The following is a 23,307-nucleotide window of genomic DNA, read 5'->3' as shown; positions in this document are numbered from 1 at the left end:
ATGACGGCGTACTCACCAATGTTCACGGATGTACAAAGAATCCACGATTAAAGTTACCCCAGCCGCGGCACGTCCATCTCCAAAACACAGAGGTCAGAGTAAAACCTGTGACCAACTCACAGGTCAAAGGTTTTCAGACAGGATATCAGGAAGAGGAGTTCTTGGAACGAAGAAACACACCACAAGACTTACACTGGTCAGGCGCCATGAGCTTTGCCTGCCAGCCAATCTTCACACCGCACGCCGGACAATGCAGCCGCAACTGAAGCACCACAATCGGTGCCACCAGCAACACCAGTAGAAAACCGAGCGAGCCCCACTCATCGCCACTCGAAATCCCCAACTGACTGCTGAACACCAGCACCAACGTTAGCGCCACAAACGCAAATACAAAATAATTCCGGTTCCACCGCTCCCAGCGGCGAATCTTGGCATCCTGCTCCGGAGACAAATACTTAGACGACATACGCGTTACCCAGTAAAAAGCCTGCCTAGAATTTTGGGGTGATCAACCACTCATTACAAATCGGAACTTACCGAATACCCGGTAAACAGAATACCCTCGTTAAGTGCTGTCTCCAGATCCGCAGCGGGAATTGGGCGACTGATCAGATAGCCTTGCGCCAGATTACACCGATGTGCTCTCAGGAAATTCAGCTGGTCTTCTGTTTCTACGCCCTCAGCCACCACCTGAATGCCCAGGTTGTGGGCCAGATTGATCACCGCCCGGGTAATCACCGCATCATCATGCCGATCGGTCACATGGGTAATGAACGAGCGATCGATCTTCAGTAAATCCACCGGGAAATCGCGCAGGTACCCCAGAGACGAATAGCCCACACCAAAATCATCAATGGCCAGTTGCACACCCAGCTCACGCAGCTGCGCTAACTGGTTCAGGTTGTGTTCAATGTTCTGAATGAAAATTTCTTCCGTCAGCTCAACCTCAAGCTTGCCAGGGTCAATGTTCTCAGACGCCAGAGCGTCACGAACATGATCAATCAGCGATTCATCATCCAGCTCCCGGCCCGATAGGTTGACCGCTACCCGCAGTTGCTCACAGGGTGTGTTGCGCCACTGTGCGAGCTGGCGACAGGCGGCCAGAACCACCCAGCGACCAATCTCGGTGATTCGCCCGCTTTCCTCTGCCAGCGGAATAAACTCGATAGGTGCCAGCAGCCCCCGGCGTGGGTGCTGCCAGCGAATCAGCGCCTCTACGCTCTTGATCTCGCCCGTCGCCAAGTCGAGCTGGGGTTGATAGAACAACACAAATTCATTGTTGGCCAGAGCCTGGCTCAGATCCTTGTCGAGTTCCAGGCGCATAACCTCGCGATCCTGCATGCCCTCGGTATAAAACTGATAGGTGTTGCGGGCCTGGCCTTTGGCTCTGTATAGCGCGATGTCAGCATTACGCATCAGGGTGTCGGCATCCAGGCCGCTCTGGGGATAGACCGCCACACCCATAGTGGCGGTTATGCTGTGAGCATCACCCTGAACCTCGAAGGGTTCCGCAAAGCATTGCTTGATCTGGCCCAGCAAATGGATAACGTCATCGATATTGTCCACCTGTTGCTGGCACAGCATGAACTCATCGCCGCCGGCATAAGCCACCAGGATCTTCTCATTACTGAGGCCGTTTAAACGCTCGGATACTTTGATCAGGAGTTCGTCGCCGAATTGATGGCCCAGAGAATCATTGAGCATCTGGAACCGGTCCAGATCAAGCATCACCAGACCGACCTGGCGCATCTGGCGATCGGCAATGTTGAGCGTATGGGCCAGGTCTTCCATGAAAAAACGACGATTGGCCAGGCCGGTCAGGGTGTCGGTGGACTCGAGCCGTTCCAGATCCACCTGCATGGCAACGCGCTGATCGATTTCCTGCTCCAGCTCGCGCCGGGTTTTCAGCAGGGCCTGATTGCGTTTCAGAATAAGTTGCACCAGCAGTGCTGTCAGTGCTGTCAGCAGGCCCATCATTACCAGGCTGGCGAAGGTCGTGCCGGGCCAATGGCTGCGCTGATTGCTGACCCAGGCCTGGCTGGGCCGTAAGGTTAGAGACCAGTCCAGGGTTGGCAGTTGTATGGGTAGGGAGTAAATAAAGGCCTGATCATTATCAACAGGTGAATCAAGAAGGTAGGCAGGTTCGCCGCTTTCCTGAATCTCAATCTGGAAGTGTTCAAGCACCCGACTGGTCAGCAGTTGTTCTGCCAGCACTTCCATTCGGAACACGCCGGCGATAAAGCCGTTATTGGCTTCGCCAGCCCCCACCGGGTAATAGATGACCATACCCTGGCCGCCCTGGCGCAGATCAATAATGCCCGAAAGGTCGTATGCTCCGGTGGCGGCGGCCTGTTCCAGAGCCTTTCGGCGCTGATCATTGTAGGCAACGTTATAACCAATCACATCCGGATTACCGGTCAGTGGCTCCAGCCAGCGAATGATGAAATGGCTGTCGACCCATTCAATCGCCTGGTATACACCGAAGTCGTTGAGGTAGTTTTGGGTGTCAAGGCGCCACTGCTGTTCCGGGGTTTCTGGCTCGACGTGCAGCCGGTTGGCCATGCGCCCGATGGCTTGAACATGCACCATGAACTCCCGCTCCAGATTGTTCGTCAGGGCGCGGGCTTCGTTGCGGAGGTTGGCTTGAATCTGATGACTGTCTTGTTGAATCAGGCCCTCACGGAGCCCTGCGGCAATGGCAAGAAAAACCACAAAGATCACCAACACAAACACCGGGCTCATCAGCCATCGTACAAAAAGTCTGGTGAGAGGTTCAGGTTTTTCCACAAGCGGCTCCGCTGGATTAATCGACAGGCTGAAGAGGGTTAACGGCCGGTCAGATCCGATTATGAGGCATTATCATGCGGTTTGGCCACGGAGTACTTCGAATTCTAGCGTATTGCGGGTCACGCGCGTGCTGAAGCCGGCACAACACCCAGCTTCGGGATCTCTTGTTTGGGGCAGCGGTCCATCACGACCTTTAATCCGGAAGCCTCGGCGCGCGCCGCCCCGGATTCGTTGATCACGCCAATCTGCAACCAGAGGACCGGTATTTTCTGCTCAATAGCCTGCTGGATTACCGCCTCAGTGCGTTCGGGTGCCAGAAACAGCTCCGCCATATCCACTGGCTCTGGTAACGAGGCCAGGTCGGCGTAAACGGTCTCGCCAAGAACTTGCTGGCCAGCAAGTCTGGGGTTAACCGGGATCACCCGGTAACCTTGCCGTTGCAGATAATCCATCACTTCGTGAGACGGCCGGTCGGTTTTTGCACTGGCGCCAACCAGTGCAATGGTGTGTACCGACTCAAGAATGGCTTTGATCTGATCAGGATGGTTGCTGGGCATGGATTGCGAATCTCAACGGATTAACGGTGGGCCTCAAGGCAAACGGAGACCGATTCGGCATAGCGTAACGCGTGTGGCTTGTCGATTTCTACCTGTGCCCACTGCACCGCCTGGTGCTCCATCACAATCGCGAGCACTTCGTGGGTCAGCCGCTCCAGCAGGGCGAACCGATTGCCGTCTACGTGACCGATGATTTGCTTGGTGATGGTTCGGTAGTTCAGGGCGGCCGAAATCTCATTGCGCACGATGGCTTCGGAAGCGTCATAACGAAGCGTTACGTTGATCACGACGTCCTGCTGGTTATTGATCTCTTCTTCTTTGATACCAATGTATGCGCGAAGTAAAAGGTTCTTGATCCTGACCCGGGCCAGATGATCTCCGGTCATATCTGCCATGAAACCCCCCTGAGGAATGGCGAAATCAACGATTGCTGCTGATCAGGTTAAGGAACTCACTGCGCGTAGCCTGGGACTTGCGGAACTGCCCCAGCATCATCGATGTTTTCATGCGGGAGTTCTGTTTTTCTACTCCCCGCATCATCATGCACATGTGCTGGGCCTCGATCACCACGGCCACGCCTTTGGCGTTGGTTACGCTTTCCACAGCCTCGGCGATCTGGCGGGTCAGGTTTTCCTGAATCTGTAATCGCCTGGCGTACATATCCACAATGCGGGCAAACTTGGACAAGCCCAACACCTTGCCTTGGGGCAGATAGGCAATGTGGCACTTGCCGATAAAGGGCAACATATGATGCTCACACATGCTGTAAAGCTCGATGTCTTGAACGACGACCATCTCATCCATGGCGGACTCGAACACCGCATTATTCACCAGCTCATTGAGATCCTGCTGGTAACCACGGGTGAGAAATTGCATGGCTTTGGCTGCTCGCATGGGGGTATCTTGCAGTCCTTCGCGGTCTGCGTTTTCGCCAAGGCCTTCGATGAGGGCACGGTAAAAACCGGCCAGCTCGTCCACAGGTAACGTCATAGTCTTTTCCGGTTGCTGTCTGATACAGGCGCAAGCTTAAGGGAATTTATAAGCTATCTCTACGCTTTACGCGGTCCTGGTCATTATGGACCAGTTCACGATAGCCATTTATCCATCTGGCGACCATTGCGGGTTTGCACTAAAGTGATTGGCTTTGATGGCGTGTCGGGACAGACAGATGGAACAGGTTATACCCGGGTCAGGAAGCAAGGCAGAACAACGTCAGGACACCTATACCCTTGAGGCCTGGCAGCAGGCAGGCAAATGGTTCAGCTACGATGGCCATGCCATTTTCAGCCGGATGGCCGGCATGGGTGAACCCTTGGTGCTTTTGCACGGTTTCCCCACCGCCAGTTGGGACTGGAACCGGATCTGGCCGATGTTGGCGTCGAGCTATCAATTGCTGAGTCTGGATATGCTGGGTTTCGGCTTTTCCGATAAGCCCCGGGATTATGCCTACAGCATAGAAGATCAGACGGATCTTGTTCAGGGCTGGGTTGAAGGGCTTGGCCTTACCTCGGTGCATTTGCTGGCTCACGATTACGGTTCCACGGTTGTTCAGGAGCTGCTGGCACGGGATCAGGATGGGGCTTTGCCCTTTCGGGTTGAGAGCGTTTGCTTGCTTAATGGCGGGTTATTTCCTGAGGTACACAACCCGTTGTTCATACAAAAGGTTCTGAAAAGTCCTCTGGGTGGTCTGATCAGCCGGGGGCTGACCCGCAGTGCGTTCGAGCGTAATTTCCGCCGACTCTTTGGTGATCGTAACCCGCCAATGCAGCAAGATATGGAAGACTTCTGGCATCTGCTAACCTACAACAATGGCAGGGGCATTTTGCATCAGCTGATCCAGTTTATGGAAGAACGCCGTTGCCATCGCAATCGTTGGGTTGGTGCGCTTCGGAATGCGTCACAACCTATGCGTCTGATTACCGGAACAGCAGACCCCGTCTCCGGTAGCGCTATGGCGCGACGTTACCGTGAATTGATACCTGCCCCAGACGTCGTTAGCCTCCGGAACGTTGGCCACTACCCACACTTTGAAAGCCCATGGGATGTGTTCTCGGCGTATCGGGATTTTCGTGCCAGCCTCGGTGACTGACGAGGCTCAGGGTGTTACACCGTTATCGGCAACGGGCGAGGTCAGATCGATCAGGGGCTCATCCGGGTCACGAGACGGGCGCGGAGCGTTGATCACCTGATTGCGACCTCTCGCTTTGGCCTCGTACAACGCCTGATCGGCACGATTCAGCCAAACAGACCAGGTTTCTCCCTGGTAGACTTCGGCAACACTGGCACTTGCTGTCAGTTTGATATCGTCCAGAAACGGCCTGGCGCTGATGCTGGTCAGTAATTGATGGGCAAGAGTGTCGGCGTCTTTCTGCCGGGTTTCCGGTAATACCACCATGAATTCTTCACCGCCGATCCGGAACAGTTTGTCGCTCTCACGCAGCCGCTTACGTAGCCGGCCCGTCATTTCTTTGAGTACACGATCCCCTGCCAGGTGCCCCCAACGATCATTGATGGTCTTGAAATAATCCAGATCAATCAGCACCAGGCTGGACACTCGCTCATAACGTTCGCGCATCTGGATCTGGCCGTTCAGAATATCGGCCAGCTGTGACCGGTTCAGGCATCCGGTAAGAGGGTCGGTGGTCGCCAGTCGGGTCAGCTCCTGCTGCAGACGACCCACCAACCAGGCAAAGATCATGGCGAACAGGCAACTCAGGCCCAGGGAGAAGGTAATTCGCCAGAAATCGGCCTCCGGAAACTTGAGAAAAGACACCACCGCCATCACGCCGACAAACACGATGTTGCAGGCAATGGCCTCTCGCAGCGGTAAAAGGAAAAACAGGGCAATGGCCGCAGGATAGGCCCAGTAAAGCCCGGCGTGCCCGTTGATGGAGGTGGAATAGGCGGCACAGATGACGGCCAGGATTGGAAACAGGCGCCCTTTCAGGAAATACACACCGCGAAGGCGCAACAACACAACGACTAATGCCGCGTTAACAAAGAACAGTATCAACAAGGCCGCCAGCAGCAGGTTGGCTTGTTGCCACTGGACGACGATAAGAGGGGCGACCGCAATGAACGCCCAGATGTGAAGGTGATACACCAGTTGGCGTTTGAATCCCAGAACCGCCAGGGTCGGGTTGGTAGCCATGGTATCGGGCGAGGCAAACAGATTCACAGCCTACTCCTGCGGTTCATGGCTGGGACACGTTGGTGAGACACCGTCAATTGCAGTCTAGCACGGAGTTGTTGGCTGGCCACTGCCGGTTTCGATAAACTCCGGGGACTGTAAAAGGAAGCTTTTGATGACCGCAATCCAGATGCCAATCCCCGCTCTGACTATTCGTGCCGGCCAACGAGCGCTGCAGCGTCTCAAAGAGAGACCACTTAGCCCTGCGGATATTCATGTTATTCCGGGCGCTGCTGGTGGCCCAAAAGCCTTGGGTCTTAGTGGCCTGGATAAGGCCATTTTCGGGGACTGGCTTCCTCAGGCCCCGCAGGCGCGGGTCCTGATTGGCTCGTCCATCGGTAGTTGGCGGTTTGCGGCCATTGCCTCATCTGATAATCCCAGGGCCCAGCTGTCGAAGCTGGCGGAACTCTATACCTGCCAACGCTTTGCCAAAGGGGTGAGTGCCGCCGAAGTGTCACGAAAAAGCGTGCTGTTTCTGGAAGAACTGCTGGGCGGGCGAGAAGACTATCTCCTGAATCATCCATGGTACCGCTTGAATGTGGTGGTGGTGCGAAGCCTGGGATTGCTGGAACACGATGCCCGGGGTCGTTTGGGGCTGGGCTTGATGAGTGCGATCAGTGCCAACATGGTCAGCCGACGTCACCTGAGCCGGTTTATGGAGCGGGGTATCGTGCACGATGCCCGTATCAAAACACCGATTGCAAAGCTGGTGGATTTTCCCCGTCACGAGGTGGCGCTGTCGAGGGAGAATCTGATGCCAACACTGTTGGCATCGGCCTCTATTCCGTTGGTGATGTCCGGTGTCCGGAACATTCCCGGCGCCCCGGAGGGTGTCTATCGTGATGGCGGGTTACTGGACTACCACCTTGATCTGCCCTACGAGCAACCGGGTATCATTCTGTACCCCCATTTCACCGATAAGGTGGTGCCGGGCTGGTTTGACAAAACCTTGCCCTGGCGGCGGGGTGATGCAACCCGGCTGCAGGATGTGTTGTTGGTGTCGCCCTCGAAGGCGTATCTGGACAGCCTGCCAGATCGGAAGTTGCCCGACCGGAAGGATTTCGAGAAGTATCTTGGCGACGATGCCGGCCGTGAGCGTTCCTGGCGTGCAGCCATTGCACAGAGCGACCGGCTGGGAGATGAGTTTCTGGAGTTGGTTGAAAATGGAAAACTTCTGGATCAGGTTCAGCCTTTGTAGGCCGTTACTGCGCTCAGCCGAAAACCTGTAACACCGTGAAGCGGGTTGGTCAGTGCGATGACCTGCACAACCCTAGGCACCACCCGCTCCGTGGTGCGATGGAGCATATTCACATCGATGCGCGCCAGGGCCTGTTCCCGGCTGCGAGACCCACTGTCATTCATTGCCTGGCGCCGGTCGGCGGTTGAAATATCAGAGAGGTCGCAATCCATGCATGAGCACCTCGGCAGCGAGGGCTGATCAGTGACCCAGTCAACTCTAGACCAGGTCCGCAGGATACGAAAGCGGCAGACCCTATTGGCTGGCGTTACGGGCAGTGCCGTAGACCAGCAGAAAGGTCAGAAATGCCGTGACCACTACCGATGGGCCAGCAGGGGTATCCAGATGCCAGGACAGGGACAGGCCACCGGTGACGGCAATAAAACCGAAAACCACGGCCAGCGCCACCATGTGTTCCGGGTTTTTGGCCAGCCGCCGTGCCGTGGCGGCTGGAATGATCAGCAGTGCGGTAATGAGCAAGACACCGACAATCTTCATGGCGACGGCAATGACTAAAGAGAACATCAACATCAACGCCAGCCGAAGTCGTTCTACGGGGATGCCTTCTACCCGTGCCAGCTCTTCGTGAATGGTGCTCATCAGCAGGCCGCGCCAGAGTATGGCCAGTAGAATAAGCACAACAGCCGCACCACCGTATATCCAGAGCAAATCTTGCTGGTTCATGGCAAGCAAGTCGCCGAACAGCAGGCCGGTCAGATCAACCCGGACATCCGGCATGAAGCTCAGAGTGACCAGGCCGATGGCCAGTGAACTGTGCGCCAGTATACCGAGCAGCGTATCGGTTGCCAGGGCCTTGGTTCGGGACAAGAGAACCAGCGCAATGGCAATAATAACGCAGGTTATAATCACCCCAAGATTCAGGGGCACGCTGATCAAAAAGCTTAGGGCGATGCCCAGCAGTGCCGAGTGGGCCAGGGTGTCGCCGAAATACGCCATCCTGCGCCAGACGACAAAACAGCCAAGCGGACCGGCGACCAGTGCCACCCCGAGGCCACCGAATAGAGCGCGCCAGAAAAAGTCGCTCAAGACCGAATCAATGATGCTCATGGTCACAGGTTCCTTGATGTCCGGTCGCAGTCACGACATCGCCGTGCAGATCGTGATTATGATTATGGCGGTGATGATAAACCGCCAGAGATTCTGCAACCTGATGACCAAAGGTTTCGATGAACGCCGGGTCGTGGGAAATATCGGCCGGATAGCCACTGCAGCACACATGCTGGTTCAGGCAGATGACTTTGTCAGTAGCCGCCATGACCAGGTGCAGATCGTGGGAAATCATGATCACACCGCAGTTCAGTTCGTCCCGGAGCTGGCGGATCAGTTCATACAGTGCCGCTTGTCCATTGATGTCGACGCCTTGGGCAGGTTCGTCCAGAACCAGAAGATCAGGCCTGCGGGCCAGAGCGCGCGCCAGGAGCAGCCGTTGTTTTTCGCCGCCCGATAAATGATGCACTGAAGCATCCAGCAGGTGCCGGACGCCCGTGCGTTCCAACGCTTCCTCACATGCACTGGCCGACTGACCGCATAAAAGCATGAAGCGTCGAACGCTCAGGGGCAGAGTAGCTTCCAGGGACAAGTGCTGGGGTACATAGCCAATAATTAACCGGGATGGCCGTGAAATTTGACCGGAACTGATGCGCTGGATACCCAGAATGGCTTTGATCAGGGTAGTTTTACCGGCACCGTTGGGCCCGATGATGGTAATGATGTCGCCCCGTCGCACGCTCAGATCAACCCGGTCCACCACCGGGCGGTCGTCAAACTGGATTGTCAGCTGATCCAGGTGTACCAGACGATCAGGCATTGCTGTTATCTCCCAGGCAGCGGGGGCAAACACCCGCCACTTCCAGGGTGACTTCTTCAGGCAGGAACGCCTCTGCGGCGGCAGCGTCTTCGACGGCTTTGCTGACGGCTGGCGTGGCCAGTTCCAGAACCGTGCCGCACTGACGGCAGATCAGGAAGGCTCCCCGGTGATGCTCACCCGCGTGGGCGCATCCGATGAAGGCGTTCAACGAGGCAATGCGATGTACCAGGCCATATTGCAGCAAGAAATCCAGGGCTCGGTATACGGTGGGTGGCGCTGCGTTATGGCCTTCAGCGCCGAGCATGGCAAGGATGTCATAAGCGCCCAGTGGCTTGTGGGATTGCCAGATAAACTCCAAAACCCGTTCCCGAATCGGCGTCAGGCGGGCGTTGTGTTGGCGACAGATCTCCCGGGCATCCGCCAGGGCGTGGCTGACACAAGCGTCATGGTTGTGCGGGCGATAGGGGAGCGCGCGTTCCGTCATCGTCTGGATCCTGCAAAATTTGCAACATTATAACATTTGCAGACGGCTGGGCTATGGGTGTTGGTGCGCCCGCTCTAGTGTTTCGCTTCCAGAGCAAGTGATTCCAGGTATTCAAGATTCGGGATCCACGCGGCTTCGCCTTCTACCTCGACCTGCATCAGGTCTGCCGGTCCGGCTTCACCGTCCAGCTGACGAATCTGATTTTCTTCCAAACGCGCCTGACTGGGTATGCCCTGGGTGATGAGCGCCATGAACGGTGCCTGTTGATGGCTGGAACCGATGGTGTTCAGTACGATGATTCGGCCACGATTATCACCGGGCACGGTAAGACGGCCACCGTTAGCAGCATCGTAAGAAATAACCGGAAGACTGAGACCTCGCCAGTCCAGAAATCCTACCAGCCATTCCGGGGTGTTGGCGCCGGCATCTGTGCTGCCGAAATCCACCACCTCCGCAATCGAGACGTTGGGCAGCAGCAGCTGCCGATCACAGACTGGAATCATGACGCAGGCGAGGGACTGGCTGTTTTCTTTCATTGCATGTTACCTCAGGCGGAATCCCGTTTTTGCCGGCCTTTCAGCAGGCAGTTGTTCTCAATCGTTTTTACCAGCTCTTTAGCCAGCTGCTCCGGCGTTCCGGAAAAACTGGCACAGCCTGTCGCAGCGACCGAATCCGGCATCGAACTGTTGCCACAGCTTCGGCTTTCCTGCACCCAGATATGACTGCCGTAAGCTTTCAGCATAGGCGCGGCAATGGCGCCGTCATTGCCCATGCCGGAAAAGATAATGGCATGGCAACGCTTGCCATAGTACTCGGCAACATTGAGTAGTACCTGATCTATCGAAGGCCCGTAAGGACCCGGCCAGGCCTTGTCTTGCTCGGTCAGTCGGCCGCGACTGTCCACAGACCACTCCCGCTCGACGGGCATCATCACCACATCGCCGTTGAGCACCCGGTAGCCTTGTTCCGCTCGCTTGAGCTGGTAATGGGCATGGCGGCCAAGCACCCGGGTAAGAACCTCGGTAAAGGTGCCATCAATATGTTGGGCGTAGACAAAGCCGACAGGAAGGCCCGCGGGCAAATGATCCAGAAACGTTTTGACGGCGGCGGGTCCACCAAGTGAGGCGCCCAATATCCAGATGTCCTCGGCCACTGAGCCCGGCACTGATGGCGTAATCCAGCGCGGGAGTTCAGAGGTTGCCGAAGCTTGAGGCGCCACCAGCTCTTCCAGATCGCTGGCAGTATCAAGCTCCTCAAGGTGACCAAGTTGCTGCTCCAGCTTATCCAGCAGTCTCCGCTCCCAGCGAAAGTATTCGATGCTGCCGGGTTTGGGTGCCTGATCGACACCAAAAAGTACCGGGGCGTCGGTATGCTCAAGCAAATGATCAAACAGGGTTGGGTGATCGGCCTCGTCTTCCAGTGTGATCAGCCACAGCGACGCTTCCGGGAACTTCGGATGCTGCATCAGCCGGGATGGGTCTCCGGAGAAACACGCATCAAGGCCGAATTTGCCGGTTGCAGCCTGCAACCGGTGGCGCTGCAGAACCACATCGGAAACAATTCCGACCGATGGCCGGCCAGCCTGGCCGGCCATCACTGATTCCCGGTCAGCCGCTTGATGGTCTCAAGCAATTCGGTTTCCTGGAAGGGTTTACCCAGATACTCATTAACACCAATCGACAGGGCCCGCTCGCGGTGTTTCTCACCGGTACGCGAGGTAATCATGCAAATTGGCGTGTCTTTCAGGTTGTCATCGTGGCGGACAAAGCTGGCCACCTCGAAACCATCCATGCGAGGCATTTCGATATCCAGCAGGATGATGTCCGGGCGATGATCCTGAAGCTGTGCAACCGCATCCAGACCGTCTTTTGCGGTAATGACTTCCATTCCATTCCGTTCCAGCAAACGGGAGGTAACCTTGCGCACGGTGACCGAGTCATCCACCACCATGACAGTGGTGACTTTCTCTTCGTAGCGGCTGGCTTCTTGTGCTTTCTCGATGTTCGCCAGGCGCTGGCGTTCAGACAGAATGTCAGAGCGAATCATCGCCGGCAGGTCGAGAATCACAACCACGTTACCGTCGCCCAGAATAGTCGCCCCGGACACACCCCGGACAGTACTGAACTGAGGTCCGAGAGATTTAACGACGATCTCACGGCTACCCATCAGCTGGTCTACCTGCAGTGCCATGGGTTGTTCCGCGCCGCGCACCAGAATAACCGGCAGTGGCAGAGCCTGCCCCTGCAGCTTGGGATGATGGTCGCTGTTCAACAGGCTGCCAAGATACTGCAAGCGGTAGTGCTGACCTGCGTATTCGTAGAGTGGTGCATCCGGCTTGTAATATTCTTCCAGCTCGTAGGTGCTGACCCGCACGATACCTTCAATGGTGTTGAGCGGGATGGCGTAAAAGTCTTCGCCAGTAGAAACCATCAGTGCCCGGTTGACCGAAACGGTAAACGGCAAGCGCACGGTGAAGGTGGTCCCACGTCCGGGGGCGGAATCAATATCGAGGCTGCCGCCAAGCTGCTTGATTTCGCTACCCACGACGTCCATGCCTACACCACGACCGGAGATCTGGGTGACTTGCTGAGCAGTGGAGAATCCTGGCTGAAGAATAAACTGCAGAATTTCCCGTTCTGACAGATCTTCATCCTGGCGCATCAGGCCCTGGCGAATGGCCTTGTCCCGAATCACGTTCGCTGGAATACCCTTGCCGTCGTCAATCATTCGCAGAACCACATCACCGCCTTCGCGGGTCAGTGACAGTACGACTTCACCGGTGACTGGCTTGCCTGCCTGCTTGCGCTCTTCCGGTGTTTCGATGCCATGGTCCAGGGCGTTCCGCAGCATGTGCTCAAGGGGCGCAATCATGCGCTCCAGAATGTTGCGATCCATTTCGCCTTCGGCGTTGCGGACATCAAATTCGACCTTCTTGCCCAGCTCGCCACTGATCTGGCGAACGATACGGCGCAGTCTCGGCACCATCGAGGCAAACGGAATCATTCGGGTCTTCATCAGACCCTCCTGAAGTTCCGTGTTGATCCGGGACTGTTGTACCAGCAGGGTTTCGGTATCTCGTATCCGGTCGGCCAGGGTTTCCCGCAAGTCGGCAAGGTCAGAGGACGACTCTGACAAGGCGCGCGACAGCTGCTGGATGGAAGAGTAGCGGTCCATTTCCAGTGGGTCGAAATCATCACCGTAATCCGGGCCATGCTCCTGCTCTGCCCGGAACAGAATCTGGGCCTCGGTCTCGATATCCATCCGGCGCAGCTGCTCCCGCAGACGCTCGATGGTCGCGGCCATTTCATCCAGGGTATGACTGAAGTCACTGCTTTGCTGTTCCAGACGACCCCGGGTGATACTGGTCTCGCCGGCGAGGTTGACCAGCTCGTCGAGCAGCGGTGCGGATACCCGGATGGTTTCCTGGGCTGCTCGCTGAGCCTCGGCGGCCTTACTGCGAACCTTGGCTAACGCCTTGTCCGGCCTTGGTGCTTCCGGTGCCGGCGGGACGGCCAGCATGGGCTCGGGCGCTTTTACTTCCGGCTGTTGAGCTTGGGCGGCTGGCTGTTCCGGCTGGATCTCGGGCTCAGGCTTTTGGTCCGGCGTGACAGTCATGGAGGCGCCGGACTCGAAGCGGTTTCGGATCTCCTTGACCAGGGCAATGATGGCGTCGTGATCACCGGTGATGGCTTGCCACTGGGTGTCATCAGGTGCGTTACCGCCAAGATCAATCAATCGGGTTTCAAAGGCGTGAGCTTTGTCGCCCAGATCGCTGATCTGGGATAGGCGAGCACCCCCTTTGAGGGTGTGCAATGCCCGTTGCGCTTCCTGGTTGAAGTGATGATTGGCTGGTTCTTTGCGCCAGTCGTCCAGCAGTTGTTCCAGTTGATCCATCAGCTCGCCGGCTTCTTCCAGGAAGATCTCGAGAACTTCCGGGTCCACGGCGTCTGCGTCGGTCTGGTTGGTCTCGGCGCTGTGAACGTCCTCCTCCAGCTCGTCGGCACGTTGGAGCTCGGCAACCATGCCAGCATCTGGCGCAGGTTTCAGGCCTTGTTCGATGCTGTCGAGCATCGCTTTGAGGCTGGCAAGAGCCTGGTCGCTCAGCGCCAACAGCCCTTGTTGGCCGCTGCCGCTGGACACCAGCCGGTCCAGAGCGTCAGCCCAGGCTTCGGCAAGATCCGCGATCGGATCGACATCCGACAGCCGGGCACCACCCTTGAGCGTGTGCAATTCTTGCTGGAGCCGCGTGATACCTGCCAGTTCATCCGGCTCTTCACGCCACTGGTTCAGGCATTCGGTAATGGCTTCGTGGATCTCCAGACCTTCGTCCAGGAAGATGCCGATCAGATCGTCATCGACCTCCGGTTTCGAGGCCTCGGCCGGCTCAGCGTCAAACTCAGCCGAGGTATCAAAGCTCGGCTCTGGTTCGGCGGACGGCTCTTCCACGTCAGCGATTGGCAGTTCACTGCTCGGTGATGGTGTCTCGCCGCGGAGGATGGCCTCCACCTCCTGGACCAGTTCATTGGCGGAGGGGCAAGGTTTCTGAGTGGCTACCTGTTCGACCATCTGAGCCAGACGGTCATGGCAGGCAAACAACAGATCGATCATCTCGCCACTGGCGCCAAGCTGGCCATCGGCCACTTTCTCGAACAAATCTTCCAGAACGTGGGTTAAATCGCCGATGGCATCGACACCTGCCATTCGGGCGCCGCCTTTGAGGGTATGGACCTCGCGCTGGAGAACCGCGGCAACATCACGATCAGTCGGATTTTCGCTCCAGGCATGGAGCGCGCTGCCGGTCGAATTGATCAGGTCGTAAGCTTCTTCCAGGAAGATGCCGATCAGCTCCGGATCGAGATGGGACAAATCTGTCGCCATCAGGTCTTCGGTAGCGGGCTCATCGGTGGAGGCTTCCTCCACATCGAGTTCTGGTAACCCCAGGTCATCCTCTGGCAATTCAGTGTCAGCATCACTTACATTGGTCACCGGACGGGAGCCTTTGGCGCCGTCGATGTAGCTGTGAATCTCGGCAATCAGATCGGGTGCTGGCCTGGGCTGTTCCTTGGTTTCCAGAGCATCAACCATGCCGGCCAGGCGATCGTGACACCGGAACAGCAGGTCAGAGAGTGTGTCGTTGATTGAAAGCTTTAGTTCCGTCAGCCCCTCAAACAGATTCTCAAGTTCGTGGGAGAGGTCGCCGACTGCTGGAATATCGGCCAACCGTGCACCACCTTTGAGTGTATGCAGGTCGCGCTGAAGCAGTCGCAGAATATCGAAGTTGCCGGTTTCTTCACTCCAGTTTTGCAGAGCCTCTGCAGAGCTGTTGATCAGGTCACGGGCTTCTTCGAGGAAGATTTCGGCAAGCTCGTCATCAAAGTCACTGTCTTCTGAAGACAGCTCCGGCAGAGGCGGTTGTTCCGGCTCAGTGGTGCCGGTTTCGGCTTCTTCCGCGTCGTCCAGTTCAAGGGTCAGATCGATTTCTTCCAGATCGCCAGGGAACTGTTGTTCGAACTCGTTCGGCCCCTGGCTTGCCTGATGGGCTGCTGCGGCAGCATCTGTCAGCGCATCCAGTTCTTCGATCAGAACATCGCTGGGTTCGGTGGCCAAGCCGGCGGCAACCTGATCCATCAGATTGATCAGTTGTTCCTGGGCCGCATGAACGGTGTTGAAGAAGTCGTCATCCGGTGTCAGGTTATGCTCGTCGACCGCGGTGTAGGTGCGAGTCAGGGCCGCTGCAAGGTCCGCAAGATCCAATAGTCCGGTGCCGGCGGCACCTTGTGTCAGGTGCTCAAGCTCGGCTCGCAAGGTACCGAGGGACTCGGTGCGCTCCGGGTGTTGGGCCCATTCGTCAAGAATCGACTCGGCGTCCAGGACGATGTCGAGCCCTTCGCCAAGGAACAACTGGACCAGCTGCGATGGTGCCTGAGCGGATGGCTGGTCCTCATTGTGCTGGCCGTGCGACAACAGTGTTTGTTGGCTAATGTTTTCCAGCCGTGCCAGATAATCGTCGGTACCTTCCAGCGATCCCTGGGGATTGCTTTTGAGCTGTGCCAGACCCTGGCTCAGGTAATTACTGGCTTGCTCAAGCAACGCCAGAACGTCGTGATCCGCCCGTTTGTTCTGTGCTCTCGATTCTTTGACAAAGCGTTCGAGCGGAGTGATCACTTCTGCGATGGGACCGATACCTGCGGTGTGTGCGCTGCCTTTGAGAGTATGCAGGGCGCGGGACAGATCGTCGGTATAGGCGACTGTCGTTTTATCACCGGCCGCAGACAGATATTCCTTGATGGTCTGAAGGTGCGTTTCGGTCTCGTTTTCAAAGATCTCCAGCAGCACCGGGTCAACGTCCTGATCCTGATCAACACTGTCGACGTGCAGGTCGACAGTGTCATCACTCGGTTCAGGCGTTTCGACGTCGGCCAGGCTAGTCTCGGCGGGAGGCATGCTGGTGGCGTCCGGAATTTCACCATTGGCCAGAGCTTTTGCCCGGGATTCCATCGGTGCAATGTCCAGACTTGCCGGGCGCCGATGTTCAAAATCGCTAACCAGAGCGGGAACAGAGCCGGTCACGTCTTGCAACAACTGGGCAATGTCATCGTTCATGAAGACACTGCCGTCAATAACCCGATTGAGAACATTCTCGACCGACCAGGCCAGTTCACCGATGACGTCTGCGCCGACCATTCGTCCACTGCCCTTGAGGGTATGGAAGGCGCGGCGCACTTCGGCGAGGGCGCTACGATCGTCATGCTGGCGCAACAGCATCGGCAGGTATTCACGGATAGTGTCGAGAACTTCGCCGGCTTCTTCAATGAAGATTTCCAGGATCTCGTCGTCGATCAGATCATTGTCTGTAGGTTCCGAGGCTTGTTCGGATTCTGCAGGGAGCCCGGGCTCGAACCTGGGTTCTTCTTCGCCGGCATTGGCGTTTTCAGTTGCCTCGACCGGATCATCCGATACCGTGGCATCTGTGTCTGCTCTTCGTGTGGTTGCCAGACCCTCGGCCCGTGCAATCAGCTCTGCCACGTCACCACTGCGTTGACCGCTACGGAACTCATTGATCAAGGACGGGATACGGTTGTTCGCTTCGTCTACCAGCGCAAACAGATCTTCTGTCGGCTTAATGGTCTGATCAAGCAGTCGGTTCAGCAGATTTTCGACCGACCAGGCCAGTTCACCAAGGCTGACTGCACCGACCATTCGTCCACTGCCCTTGAGGGTGTGAAAGGCCCGACGGACTTCGGTCAGGGCTTCGCGGTCTTCATGATTTTGATGCAGGCGAGGATAAAACTCATGGATGGTCTGCAGGACTTCTTCGGCTTCTTCAACAAAGATGCCGAGAATCTCGTCGTCCAACAATTCGTCATCGGAGGCTTTGTTGGCATCGCCCGAGTCAGTTTGTGCAGCCGACGCCATTGCCGTTTCGACCCCGGCCTCTGGCTCGGGTTGTTGCAGGTTCCAGGTGGGTTCTTCACCTATCGGGAAACCAAGGCTGGCCAGGCTGTCTTCAGCCACTTTCAGAATGGACTCGTTATCGCTGATGCCTTCAGCCAGACGCTCAAGGTAGTACTCGATGCTGGTGACGGCATCGGCCAAGGTATCCAGTTGCTTCCAGTCCGGAACCTGCTTGTTGCTCAGCAACACATCAGACACGTAACGCTCGGCAGAGGCGAGCATGTCGGCGACCCGATCAAGAGGAACCAGGCTCAGTCCGCCCTGGATGCTGTGCAGGAGTCCGGGTACGTGATCGATCTCACGGGTATCCCATTGAGACGCGATGAAGTTGACGATCGCAGACTTTACCTGTTCCAGCGTGTTGCGGGACTCCCTTAACAGAGCCGCGCTGGCGTCGCCAAGTTCCATGGAGCCGATATTCGGTTGGTCTCCGTTTTGGGATCCGGACTCGATGTCGTTGCGATGATCGCTGTCCAGGCCAGCAAGACTGGCTTCAACATAGAGCAGTGCGCCGGCAATATCCATCAGGGTTCCGTCGTCTGCGGGTTCAACCTGACCGCAGAGTCGTTCAACCAATTCGGCTTGTTCGGTAACAACTTTGCGGGGGATGCCGAGACCAATAACGGCCAATGTGTTGGCAACCTGGTGCAGGCCCGGCAGCAAGTCTTCCAGCTCACTGTTCTGGCGGAGCTCTGCGCGCACAAACAGATCGAGCTGATCTTTCAGCCTGGCCAGCTCTTCATTCAATGCGCTGACCACCGAGTGGATGGCATCACGGCCTGGGCCGGAGACGCGGCTGCGGGCCGCGTTGACGTCGTCTTCCGAGGGCAGGGCGTTGTTTAGCTGGTAAGCATCACGAAGCGCCTTTACCTGCGGGCTGTTTAAGTCGCGGGCTCGAGCAACGTAGTAAAGTAGATGTTTGAAGAGCGCTTCTGGCACCGGCTGTTGCAGAATGTCGGCGTGCTCGTCGGTCAGCCGGCGGATTTCAGCATCCAACTCGCGAAGTAACGATTTAACCGCAGTATTGACCGGATTGACGTTGGCCTGAAGGGTTTCGACAAAGCCACTGGCTGCCTTCCAGAGTTCACCGCGAGGTGTCTTATGGCACAGTCGGATAAGGCGCTGAATGACCTTTTGCATGTAGTCAAAATGGGCGGCCAGGTCTGCCTCTCGGACCACGCCCGCCAGGGCAAACTGATACATTTGCCGTAATTTGCGGAGGTGACCCAGAACTTTGGGATCGTGCAGGCGCTCGGAGCCCTTGTCGCCCACGGCGAGCTGTGAGGGCGTGAGATCCGGTTTGAACAGGGAGGTGTCTGACAGCAGAGCTTCGCCCCGGGCAGCGCGCAGGTCGTTCAGCAACGGTAGCAGCACCATCGGGAAATCATCGCGGCTGCTGCCCAGATGTTCCAGGTATTGGGGCAGTTGCAGGATGGCTTGCATCAGCACTTCGACCGCATCATCAACGCTGACCACGGTCTCGTTGAGGATGGCCTGGGTCAGTTTTTCCATCTCTTCAGTGAGCAGTGCCGCACCGTAGAGCTCCACCATCTGCAGGGTGCCATGTACCTGGTGGAGGTAGTTCAGGCAAAAACGCAGGCGTGCGGTATCGTCACGATTATCAACGAACGCTTCCAGTGCATGCTGGCCTTGGGTCAGCGTGTCCTGTATTTCGCCCCGAACCCAGTCGAGGGCGATACTGTCATGGTGATTGCCCATAACCACTCCGGTTATTCTTCGTCGGACTGACGTTTTATCCACGCCAGCACATGTTCCGAGGGAACCCTCTGCAGGCCCGGTGGCTGCCAGTCGGTCAGTTCACCCTGGCCAAGCACCAGTAAGCCCCCCGGTGCCAGACGCTCTGCGAGCCGTTTGACAATTTCCCGCCGACGCCAGCGGCGAAAGTAGATCAGCAGGTTCTGGCAGAAGATAATGTTCATGCCGTGCATCGGTGCCTTATCCAGATCCAGTACATTGAGCCTGGTAAAGCAAACGCGATCACGGACGCTATTCACGATTTCTACGGTGTTCCGTTCAGCCGGACGGAAGTACCGGGTTTTCATGTCTTCGTCCATGCCCAGCAATTTGCGGGCATTGAATTGGCCCTGGCGTGCTTTCTCGATGGCCGGCAGGCTGATGTCTGAGCCGGTCACGCCAAACAAAGGCTGCAACGCCAGCTGACCCATGCATTCGTTCAGGGTCATGGCCAACGTGTACGGTTCTTCTCCCGTTGAGCAGCCAACACTCCAGGCTTCCAATGCCCGTTTTCTGAACTGTTCCCTGGGCCGTGTCAGCACATAGTCTGCTACCAGGCGGAAGGCATCCGGATCCCGGAAAAAACGGGTTTCCTGAACCGTCAGCCGGTCCACCAACGTTGCCCATTCTCTGACTGCATCCGGGCCATTGACGATTTTCTCGTAGTAGGCCTGGTAGCTGTTGCAGCCGATTTCCCGCATCCGGATTCCAAGATTGGTTTCCAGAAAGGAGCGGCGCTCAGCAGTCAACGAGATACCGGTGCGATGCTCCAGCAACGTCTGCCACTGATTGAACTGCGCCTCATCCATCTCAGGGAGTCGGCGCAGCGCCCAAATGCCCTCGGAGGGTGATAGCTGGTTATGCATCTGAGCCATAAACCGTTATCTGTCCGGGGCCGGTGATCAGCTGATCACCGGTACGTCATTATCTGCGTCGTGCATCTGATCGGCGTTTTCTTCGTCCGGCAGGGTGAAGCCGGCAACCGAAGACCGCAGCTCAGAGGCCATTTCCGCCAGATTACCGATAGACTTCGCGGTGGCGTTGGTACCAGACGACGTCTGCGAGGTAATTTCCTGGATGACGTTCATCGTGTTTGAAATGTGCGCTGCAGAAGACGACTGCTGGCGAGCCGCGTTGGAGATGTTCTGGATGAGTTCCGCCAGAGACATGGATACGTTCTCGATTTCCTCGAGCGCGATACCCGCGTCCTGTGCCAGGCGGGCACCACGAACCACTTCGGCGGTGGTGTGTTCCATGGAGATAACGGCTTCGTTGGTATCGGACTGGATCGTCTTAACCAGCGCTTCGATCTGCTTGGTTGCTGCAGAAGAGCGTTCCGCCAGGCGCTGAACTTCGTCCGCAACAACCGCAAAGCCCCGGCCTGCGTCACCAGCCATAGAGGCTTGGATGGCGGCGTTCAGCGACAGAATGTTGGTCTGGTCGGCGATGTCGTTGATCAGCGATACGATGTCGCCGATTTCCTGGGAGGATTCACCCAGACGCTTGATCCGCTTGGACGTTTCCTGAATCTGCTCACGGATGTTGTCCATGCCGCGGATGGTGTTTTGTACCACTTCCGCGCCTTTCTTGGCGATCGCAACCGACCGCTCGGCAACCGCAGAGGATTCAGCAGCGTTGGAAGATACCTGGTCGATGGACACGGCCATCTCGTTAACCGCAGCAGACGCTCCGGCAATTTCCTGAGCCTGGTGCTCGGACGCATCGGCCAGATGCATGGCCGTCGCCTGGGTTTCCTGGGCGGCGGACGCTACCCGTACCGCTGTTCCACGAATTGCTTGCACCAGTCCACGCATCTGGTCGATCGCGTAGTTGATGGAGTCGGCGATGGCACCAGTGAAGTCTTCGGTTACCGTGGCCTCGGTAGTCAAGTCACCATCTGCCAGGTCAGCCAGCTCGTCCAGCAGTCGCAGGATCGCATTCTGGTTTTGTTCGTTCTGCTCCTGGGTCGACGCCAGACGAGCCTGGGCATCGCGGTACAGGGCAAGACCGATGAACACAACAATCGCAACCATGGCAGCCAGGAGGAAGAAGGCCAGGGTCGGGCTGATCAGTCGGGTTCTGGACTGGGAGGCAAAGTTCTCTGCCAATACGGACAGCTCGGCAAGCAGAACCTCGGAATTCTGGAAGATGTCGCTGGCGGCGGTGCGAACCCTGAAGAGGTCGGGAGAAGCTTCAAGAATCGCGTCAACGTTTTGGGAAACAAATTCGAACAGCTCGTCGACGGCCTCGAGGCCATAGGTGGCGTCGTCGTCAGCTACCCGAGAGATGCCCATGGCCTGATTGCCGTTCAGCTGGCCATCCAGCACCCGACCAAACAGGCTGGCGTCGCGGCCAAAGCGGTCAGCGGCAATAACCGCGTCTTCGTCACCGGACAGTACGTTGTTAACGGAGCGTACAATACGCTCGGCGAGCAGCGACTGACGCTGAGCCAAAGCGATCTGTTCGGCTGGCGCGTCGCCGTCAAGCAGGATCTGTACGATGTCATCGTACTCTACCTGCAACTGCGGAATGGTTTCGTTCAAGGTGCGGGCAACTTCGTGCAGGCCAAGAACGGCGTCACGGGTCGACAGAATGCTGTCGGCATTGTCCCGCACGGTGTTCCAGTTCTGCTGAACGCCGCTTTCTTGCGCCATTGTACTGGCGGGCAATCCGGTGGCGGGGTTGCCTTCTGATACAAACGACCAGAGCTGTTGGAAGTCATCCCGTGAGCGGCGAAGCTGGTCAAAGGCTTCGGCGGTTCCGCCGGCGGCCTCGGTGGCGTTCTTCGCGATCTCCTGGGAGAGCACCCGCATTTCGGCGGTGTTGGCGATGTATTCCTGATCGTTCTGGCTGTCCCTGTTAATAATGAACAGGACCACAACGAGCAGGACGGTGAGTGCAATCAGCGCGGCGATCAGGCCGGCAACCAGTCTGTTGCCTCCCTGTCCCAAGCTGAGTCTTCCGGCTCTGTTTTTCATCTTCTGGCTCCCGGCCTTTTTTCTTTCTGGAAATGGCAAGTTTTTGTAACGGGTTTCAGACGGTCAGGGTGGATGTTCCTGCCGGTACTCTCACCCTTACCACTGTGCGACATCGAGAAAACGCTCGTCTTCCACCAGATCGGCAGCAGAGAACACTTTCCAGACCTCCTCGTTGCGTTCATAACCACCGGTTACGAACGGACGAATGCTGTCGGGTACTCCCTCTGGAGTTGCCCTGAAACTGTCTTTTGCGAAATATTGCATGCCCAGTACGGTGTCGACTACCAGGCCACTGAATACGTCATTTTGTTCAATGACCAGAACCCGACGCTCGCGCATGCTGCGGGAAGATCGGGGGACATCAAAGAAACCGGCGAGGTCGACCAGAGGCAGCAGGCGACCGCGAACGTTGGCGGCACCCATCAGAAACGGGCGAACCCCCGGGATATGAGTAAACCGGGGGACGTGCAGGATTTCAGTGACTTCGCCCATGGGGGCGACGTAGCGCTCACCCGATAGAACGAAGCCGATACCGTTCCAAAGCTCAACAGCTTCCTGTTGTTCCGGAAGGCCGGCGGCTAGCGACCGGCTGCGCTGAGCGATATCCGTCAGAACGGCAAAGGGGGCGGCCTGGGCGGACATGCTTACTCCACGTTTAGAGATCAGGCAATCAGGCTATTGATTGTTTTGATCAGGTCGTCTTCGTTAACCGGCTTGACCAGGTAACCCTTGGCACCCTGGCGGGTTCCCCAGACGCGGTCAGTTTCCTGATCCTTGGTGGTGACAATCACAACCGGGATGGAGGCTGTTTCTGGCGCGCGGGTCAGTTGGCGAGTAGCCTGGAAGCCATTCAGGCCAGGCATCACTACGTCCATCAATACCAGATCCGGCGTTTCGGCACGGGCCTTGGCCACGCCGTCAGCACCATTATCTGCGGTCAGCACTTCGTGCTTGTGCTTTTCCAGAATGGTGGAAATTTTTTTAACTTCTGTTGGCGAATCGTCAACAATGAGAATGCGGGCCATGTTTTCCTCGA

The 23,307-nt window shown here is 56.9% G+C and carries 19 protein-coding genes; 2 read left to right on the top strand and 17 right to left on the bottom strand.

Annotated features, from left to right (window positions below; translation table 11 throughout):
* Positions 1-145: 145 nt before the first annotated feature.
* The 5 genes from IBX51_RS06190 to folE form a co-directional block, all read right to left on the bottom strand.
* A complete protein-coding gene (locus tag IBX51_RS06190) occupies positions 146-466 on the bottom strand; it encodes a hypothetical protein (RefSeq protein WP_291829816.1) in 321 nt (106 codons plus the stop codon).
* A gap of 53 nt (positions 467-519) precedes the next feature.
* Positions 520-2,742, bottom strand: a complete 2,223-nt coding sequence (locus IBX51_RS06185) for an EAL domain-containing protein (RefSeq protein ID WP_291829814.1) — start codon at positions 2,740-2,742, stop codon at positions 520-522.
* Positions 2,743-2,906: 164 nt separating this feature from the next.
* Positions 2,907-3,344: a CoA-binding protein gene (locus IBX51_RS06180; RefSeq protein ID WP_291829811.1), complete on the bottom strand. Its 438-nt coding sequence runs from the start codon at positions 3,342-3,344 to the stop codon at positions 2,907-2,909.
* 20 nt (positions 3,345-3,364) lie between these two features.
* Positions 3,365-3,739, bottom strand: coding sequence for a dihydroneopterin triphosphate 2'-epimerase (gene folX / locus IBX51_RS06175; protein WP_291829809.1), 375 nt, complete (start codon positions 3,737-3,739; stop codon positions 3,365-3,367).
* 25 nt (positions 3,740-3,764) lie between these two features.
* A complete protein-coding gene (folE, locus tag IBX51_RS06170) occupies positions 3,765-4,334 on the bottom strand; it encodes a GTP cyclohydrolase I FolE (RefSeq protein WP_291829807.1) in 570 nt (189 codons plus the stop codon).
* 178 nt (positions 4,335-4,512) lie between these two features.
* Here folE and IBX51_RS06165 point away from each other — a divergent pair, with 178 nt between their 5' ends.
* A complete protein-coding gene (locus tag IBX51_RS06165; RefSeq protein ID WP_291829805.1) occupies positions 4,513-5,433 on the top strand; it encodes an alpha/beta hydrolase in 921 nt (306 codons plus the stop codon).
* 6 nt (positions 5,434-5,439) lie between these two features.
* On the opposite strand, the gene IBX51_RS06160 is transcribed toward IBX51_RS06165, so the two are convergent.
* Complete coding sequence (locus IBX51_RS06160) at positions 5,440-6,522, bottom strand: diguanylate cyclase (RefSeq protein ID WP_291829803.1); 1,083 nt, start codon at positions 6,520-6,522, stop codon at positions 5,440-5,442.
* 127 nt (positions 6,523-6,649) lie between these two features.
* Here IBX51_RS06160 and IBX51_RS06155 point away from each other — a divergent pair, with 127 nt between their 5' ends.
* Entirely contained in the window at positions 6,650-7,732 is a 1,083-nt protein-coding gene (locus IBX51_RS06155) for a patatin-like phospholipase family protein (RefSeq protein WP_291829801.1), read from the top strand.
* Here IBX51_RS06155 and IBX51_RS06150 read toward each other — a convergent pair.
* The 11 genes from IBX51_RS06150 to pilH form a co-directional block, all read right to left on the bottom strand.
* A complete protein-coding gene (locus IBX51_RS06150) occupies positions 7,720-7,944 on the bottom strand; it encodes a hypothetical protein (RefSeq protein WP_291829799.1) in 225 nt (74 codons plus the stop codon). The genes IBX51_RS06155 and IBX51_RS06150 overlap by 13 nt on opposite strands.
* Before the next feature lie 82 nt (positions 7,945-8,026).
* Positions 8,027-8,839: a zinc ABC transporter permease subunit ZnuB gene (gene znuB / locus IBX51_RS06145; RefSeq protein WP_291829798.1), complete on the bottom strand. Its 813-nt coding sequence runs from the start codon at positions 8,837-8,839 to the stop codon at positions 8,027-8,029.
* Entirely contained in the window at positions 8,826-9,599 is a 774-nt protein-coding gene (gene znuC / locus IBX51_RS06140; protein WP_291829795.1) for a zinc ABC transporter ATP-binding protein ZnuC, read from the bottom strand. The genes znuB and znuC overlap by 14 nt, the downstream gene beginning before the upstream one ends.
* Complete coding sequence (locus IBX51_RS06135; RefSeq protein WP_291829793.1) at positions 9,592-10,083, bottom strand: Fur family transcriptional regulator; 492 nt, start codon at positions 10,081-10,083, stop codon at positions 9,592-9,594. The genes znuC and IBX51_RS06135 overlap by 8 nt, the downstream gene beginning before the upstream one ends.
* A gap of 74 nt (positions 10,084-10,157) precedes the next feature.
* Entirely contained in the window at positions 10,158-10,619 is a 462-nt protein-coding gene (locus IBX51_RS06130) for a chemotaxis protein CheW (protein ID WP_291829791.1), read from the bottom strand.
* 11 nt (positions 10,620-10,630) lie between these two features.
* The gene (locus tag IBX51_RS06125) at positions 10,631-11,677 is read right to left on the bottom strand and encodes a chemotaxis protein CheB (protein ID WP_291829788.1); all 1,047 of its coding nucleotides are present in this window, start codon (positions 11,675-11,677) and stop codon (positions 10,631-10,633) included.
* Positions 11,677-19,257: an Hpt domain-containing protein gene (locus tag IBX51_RS06120; protein ID WP_291829785.1), complete on the bottom strand. Its 7,581-nt coding sequence runs from the start codon at positions 19,255-19,257 to the stop codon at positions 11,677-11,679. Before IBX51_RS06120 ends, IBX51_RS06125 begins: the two co-directional genes overlap by 1 nt.
* A gap of 11 nt (positions 19,258-19,268) precedes the next feature.
* On the bottom strand, positions 19,269-20,168 hold the full coding sequence (locus IBX51_RS06115; RefSeq protein ID WP_291829782.1) for a protein-glutamate O-methyltransferase CheR: 900 nt from the start codon (positions 20,166-20,168) through the stop codon (positions 19,269-19,271).
* A 27-nt stretch (positions 20,169-20,195) separates the two neighbouring features.
* A complete protein-coding gene (locus IBX51_RS06110; protein ID WP_291829780.1) occupies positions 20,196-22,271 on the bottom strand; it encodes a methyl-accepting chemotaxis protein in 2,076 nt (691 codons plus the stop codon).
* A gap of 96 nt (positions 22,272-22,367) precedes the next feature.
* Positions 22,368-22,913 (bottom strand): chemotaxis protein CheW, encoded by a 546-nt coding sequence (locus IBX51_RS06105; protein WP_291829779.1) that lies wholly within the window; start codon positions 22,911-22,913, stop codon positions 22,368-22,370.
* A gap of 20 nt (positions 22,914-22,933) precedes the next feature.
* Entirely contained in the window at positions 22,934-23,296 is a 363-nt protein-coding gene (gene pilH, locus IBX51_RS06100; RefSeq protein ID WP_011787171.1) for a twitching motility response regulator PilH, read from the bottom strand.
* Positions 23,297-23,307 lie beyond the last annotated feature (11 nt).

Source organism: Marinobacter sp., assembly GCF_014859525.1.
Lineage (GTDB): Bacteria > Pseudomonadota > Gammaproteobacteria > Pseudomonadales > Oleiphilaceae > Marinobacter.
Note: the sequence above shows the minus strand (reverse complement) of the source record. Positions and strands in the feature narration are given on the sequence as shown.

Coding starts and splice junctions, on each gene's coding strand:
- IBX51_RS06130 (WP_291829791.1), bottom strand. CDS start 10,619: ATGAAAGAAAACAGCCAGTCCCTCGCCTGCGTCATGATTCCAGTCTGT.
- IBX51_RS06165 (WP_291829805.1), top strand. CDS start 4,513: ATGGAACAGGTTATACCCGGGTCAGGAAGCAAGGCAGAACAACGTCAG.
- IBX51_RS06110 (WP_291829780.1), bottom strand. CDS start 22,271: ATGAAAAACAGAGCCGGAAGACTCAGCTTGGGACAGGGAGGCAACAGA.
- IBX51_RS06155 (WP_291829801.1), top strand. CDS start 6,650: ATGACCGCAATCCAGATGCCAATCCCCGCTCTGACTATTCGTGCCGGC.
- IBX51_RS06150 (WP_291829799.1), bottom strand. CDS start 7,944: ATGGATTGCGACCTCTCTGATATTTCAACCGCCGACCGGCGCCAGGCA.
- IBX51_RS06190 (WP_291829816.1), bottom strand. CDS start 466: ATGTCGTCTAAGTATTTGTCTCCGGAGCAGGATGCCAAGATTCGCCGC.
- IBX51_RS06180 (WP_291829811.1), bottom strand. CDS start 3,344: ATGCCCAGCAACCATCCTGATCAGATCAAAGCCATTCTTGAGTCGGTA.
- znuB (WP_291829798.1), bottom strand. CDS start 8,839: ATGAGCATCATTGATTCGGTCTTGAGCGACTTTTTCTGGCGCGCTCTA.
- IBX51_RS06120 (WP_291829785.1), bottom strand. CDS start 19,257: ATGGGCAATCACCATGACAGTATCGCCCTCGACTGGGTTCGGGGCGAA.
- folX (WP_291829809.1), bottom strand. CDS start 3,739: ATGGCAGATATGACCGGAGATCATCTGGCCCGGGTCAGGATCAAGAAC.
- IBX51_RS06115 (WP_291829782.1), bottom strand. CDS start 20,168: ATGGCTCAGATGCATAACCAGCTATCACCCTCCGAGGGCATTTGGGCG.
- znuC (WP_291829795.1), bottom strand. CDS start 9,599: ATGCCTGATCGTCTGGTACACCTGGATCAGCTGACAATCCAGTTTGAC.
- IBX51_RS06185 (WP_291829814.1), bottom strand. CDS start 2,742: ATGAGCCCGGTGTTTGTGTTGGTGATCTTTGTGGTTTTTCTTGCCATT.
- folE (WP_291829807.1), bottom strand. CDS start 4,334: ATGACGTTACCTGTGGACGAGCTGGCCGGTTTTTACCGTGCCCTCATC.
- IBX51_RS06135 (WP_291829793.1), bottom strand. CDS start 10,083: ATGACGGAACGCGCGCTCCCCTATCGCCCGCACAACCATGACGCTTGT.
- IBX51_RS06125 (WP_291829788.1), bottom strand. CDS start 11,677: ATGGCCGGCCAGGCTGGCCGGCCATCGGTCGGAATTGTTTCCGATGTG.
- pilH (WP_011787171.1), bottom strand. CDS start 23,296: ATGGCCCGCATTCTCATTGTTGACGATTCGCCAACAGAAGTTAAAAAA.
- IBX51_RS06105 (WP_291829779.1), bottom strand. CDS start 22,913: ATGTCCGCCCAGGCCGCCCCCTTTGCCGTTCTGACGGATATCGCTCAG.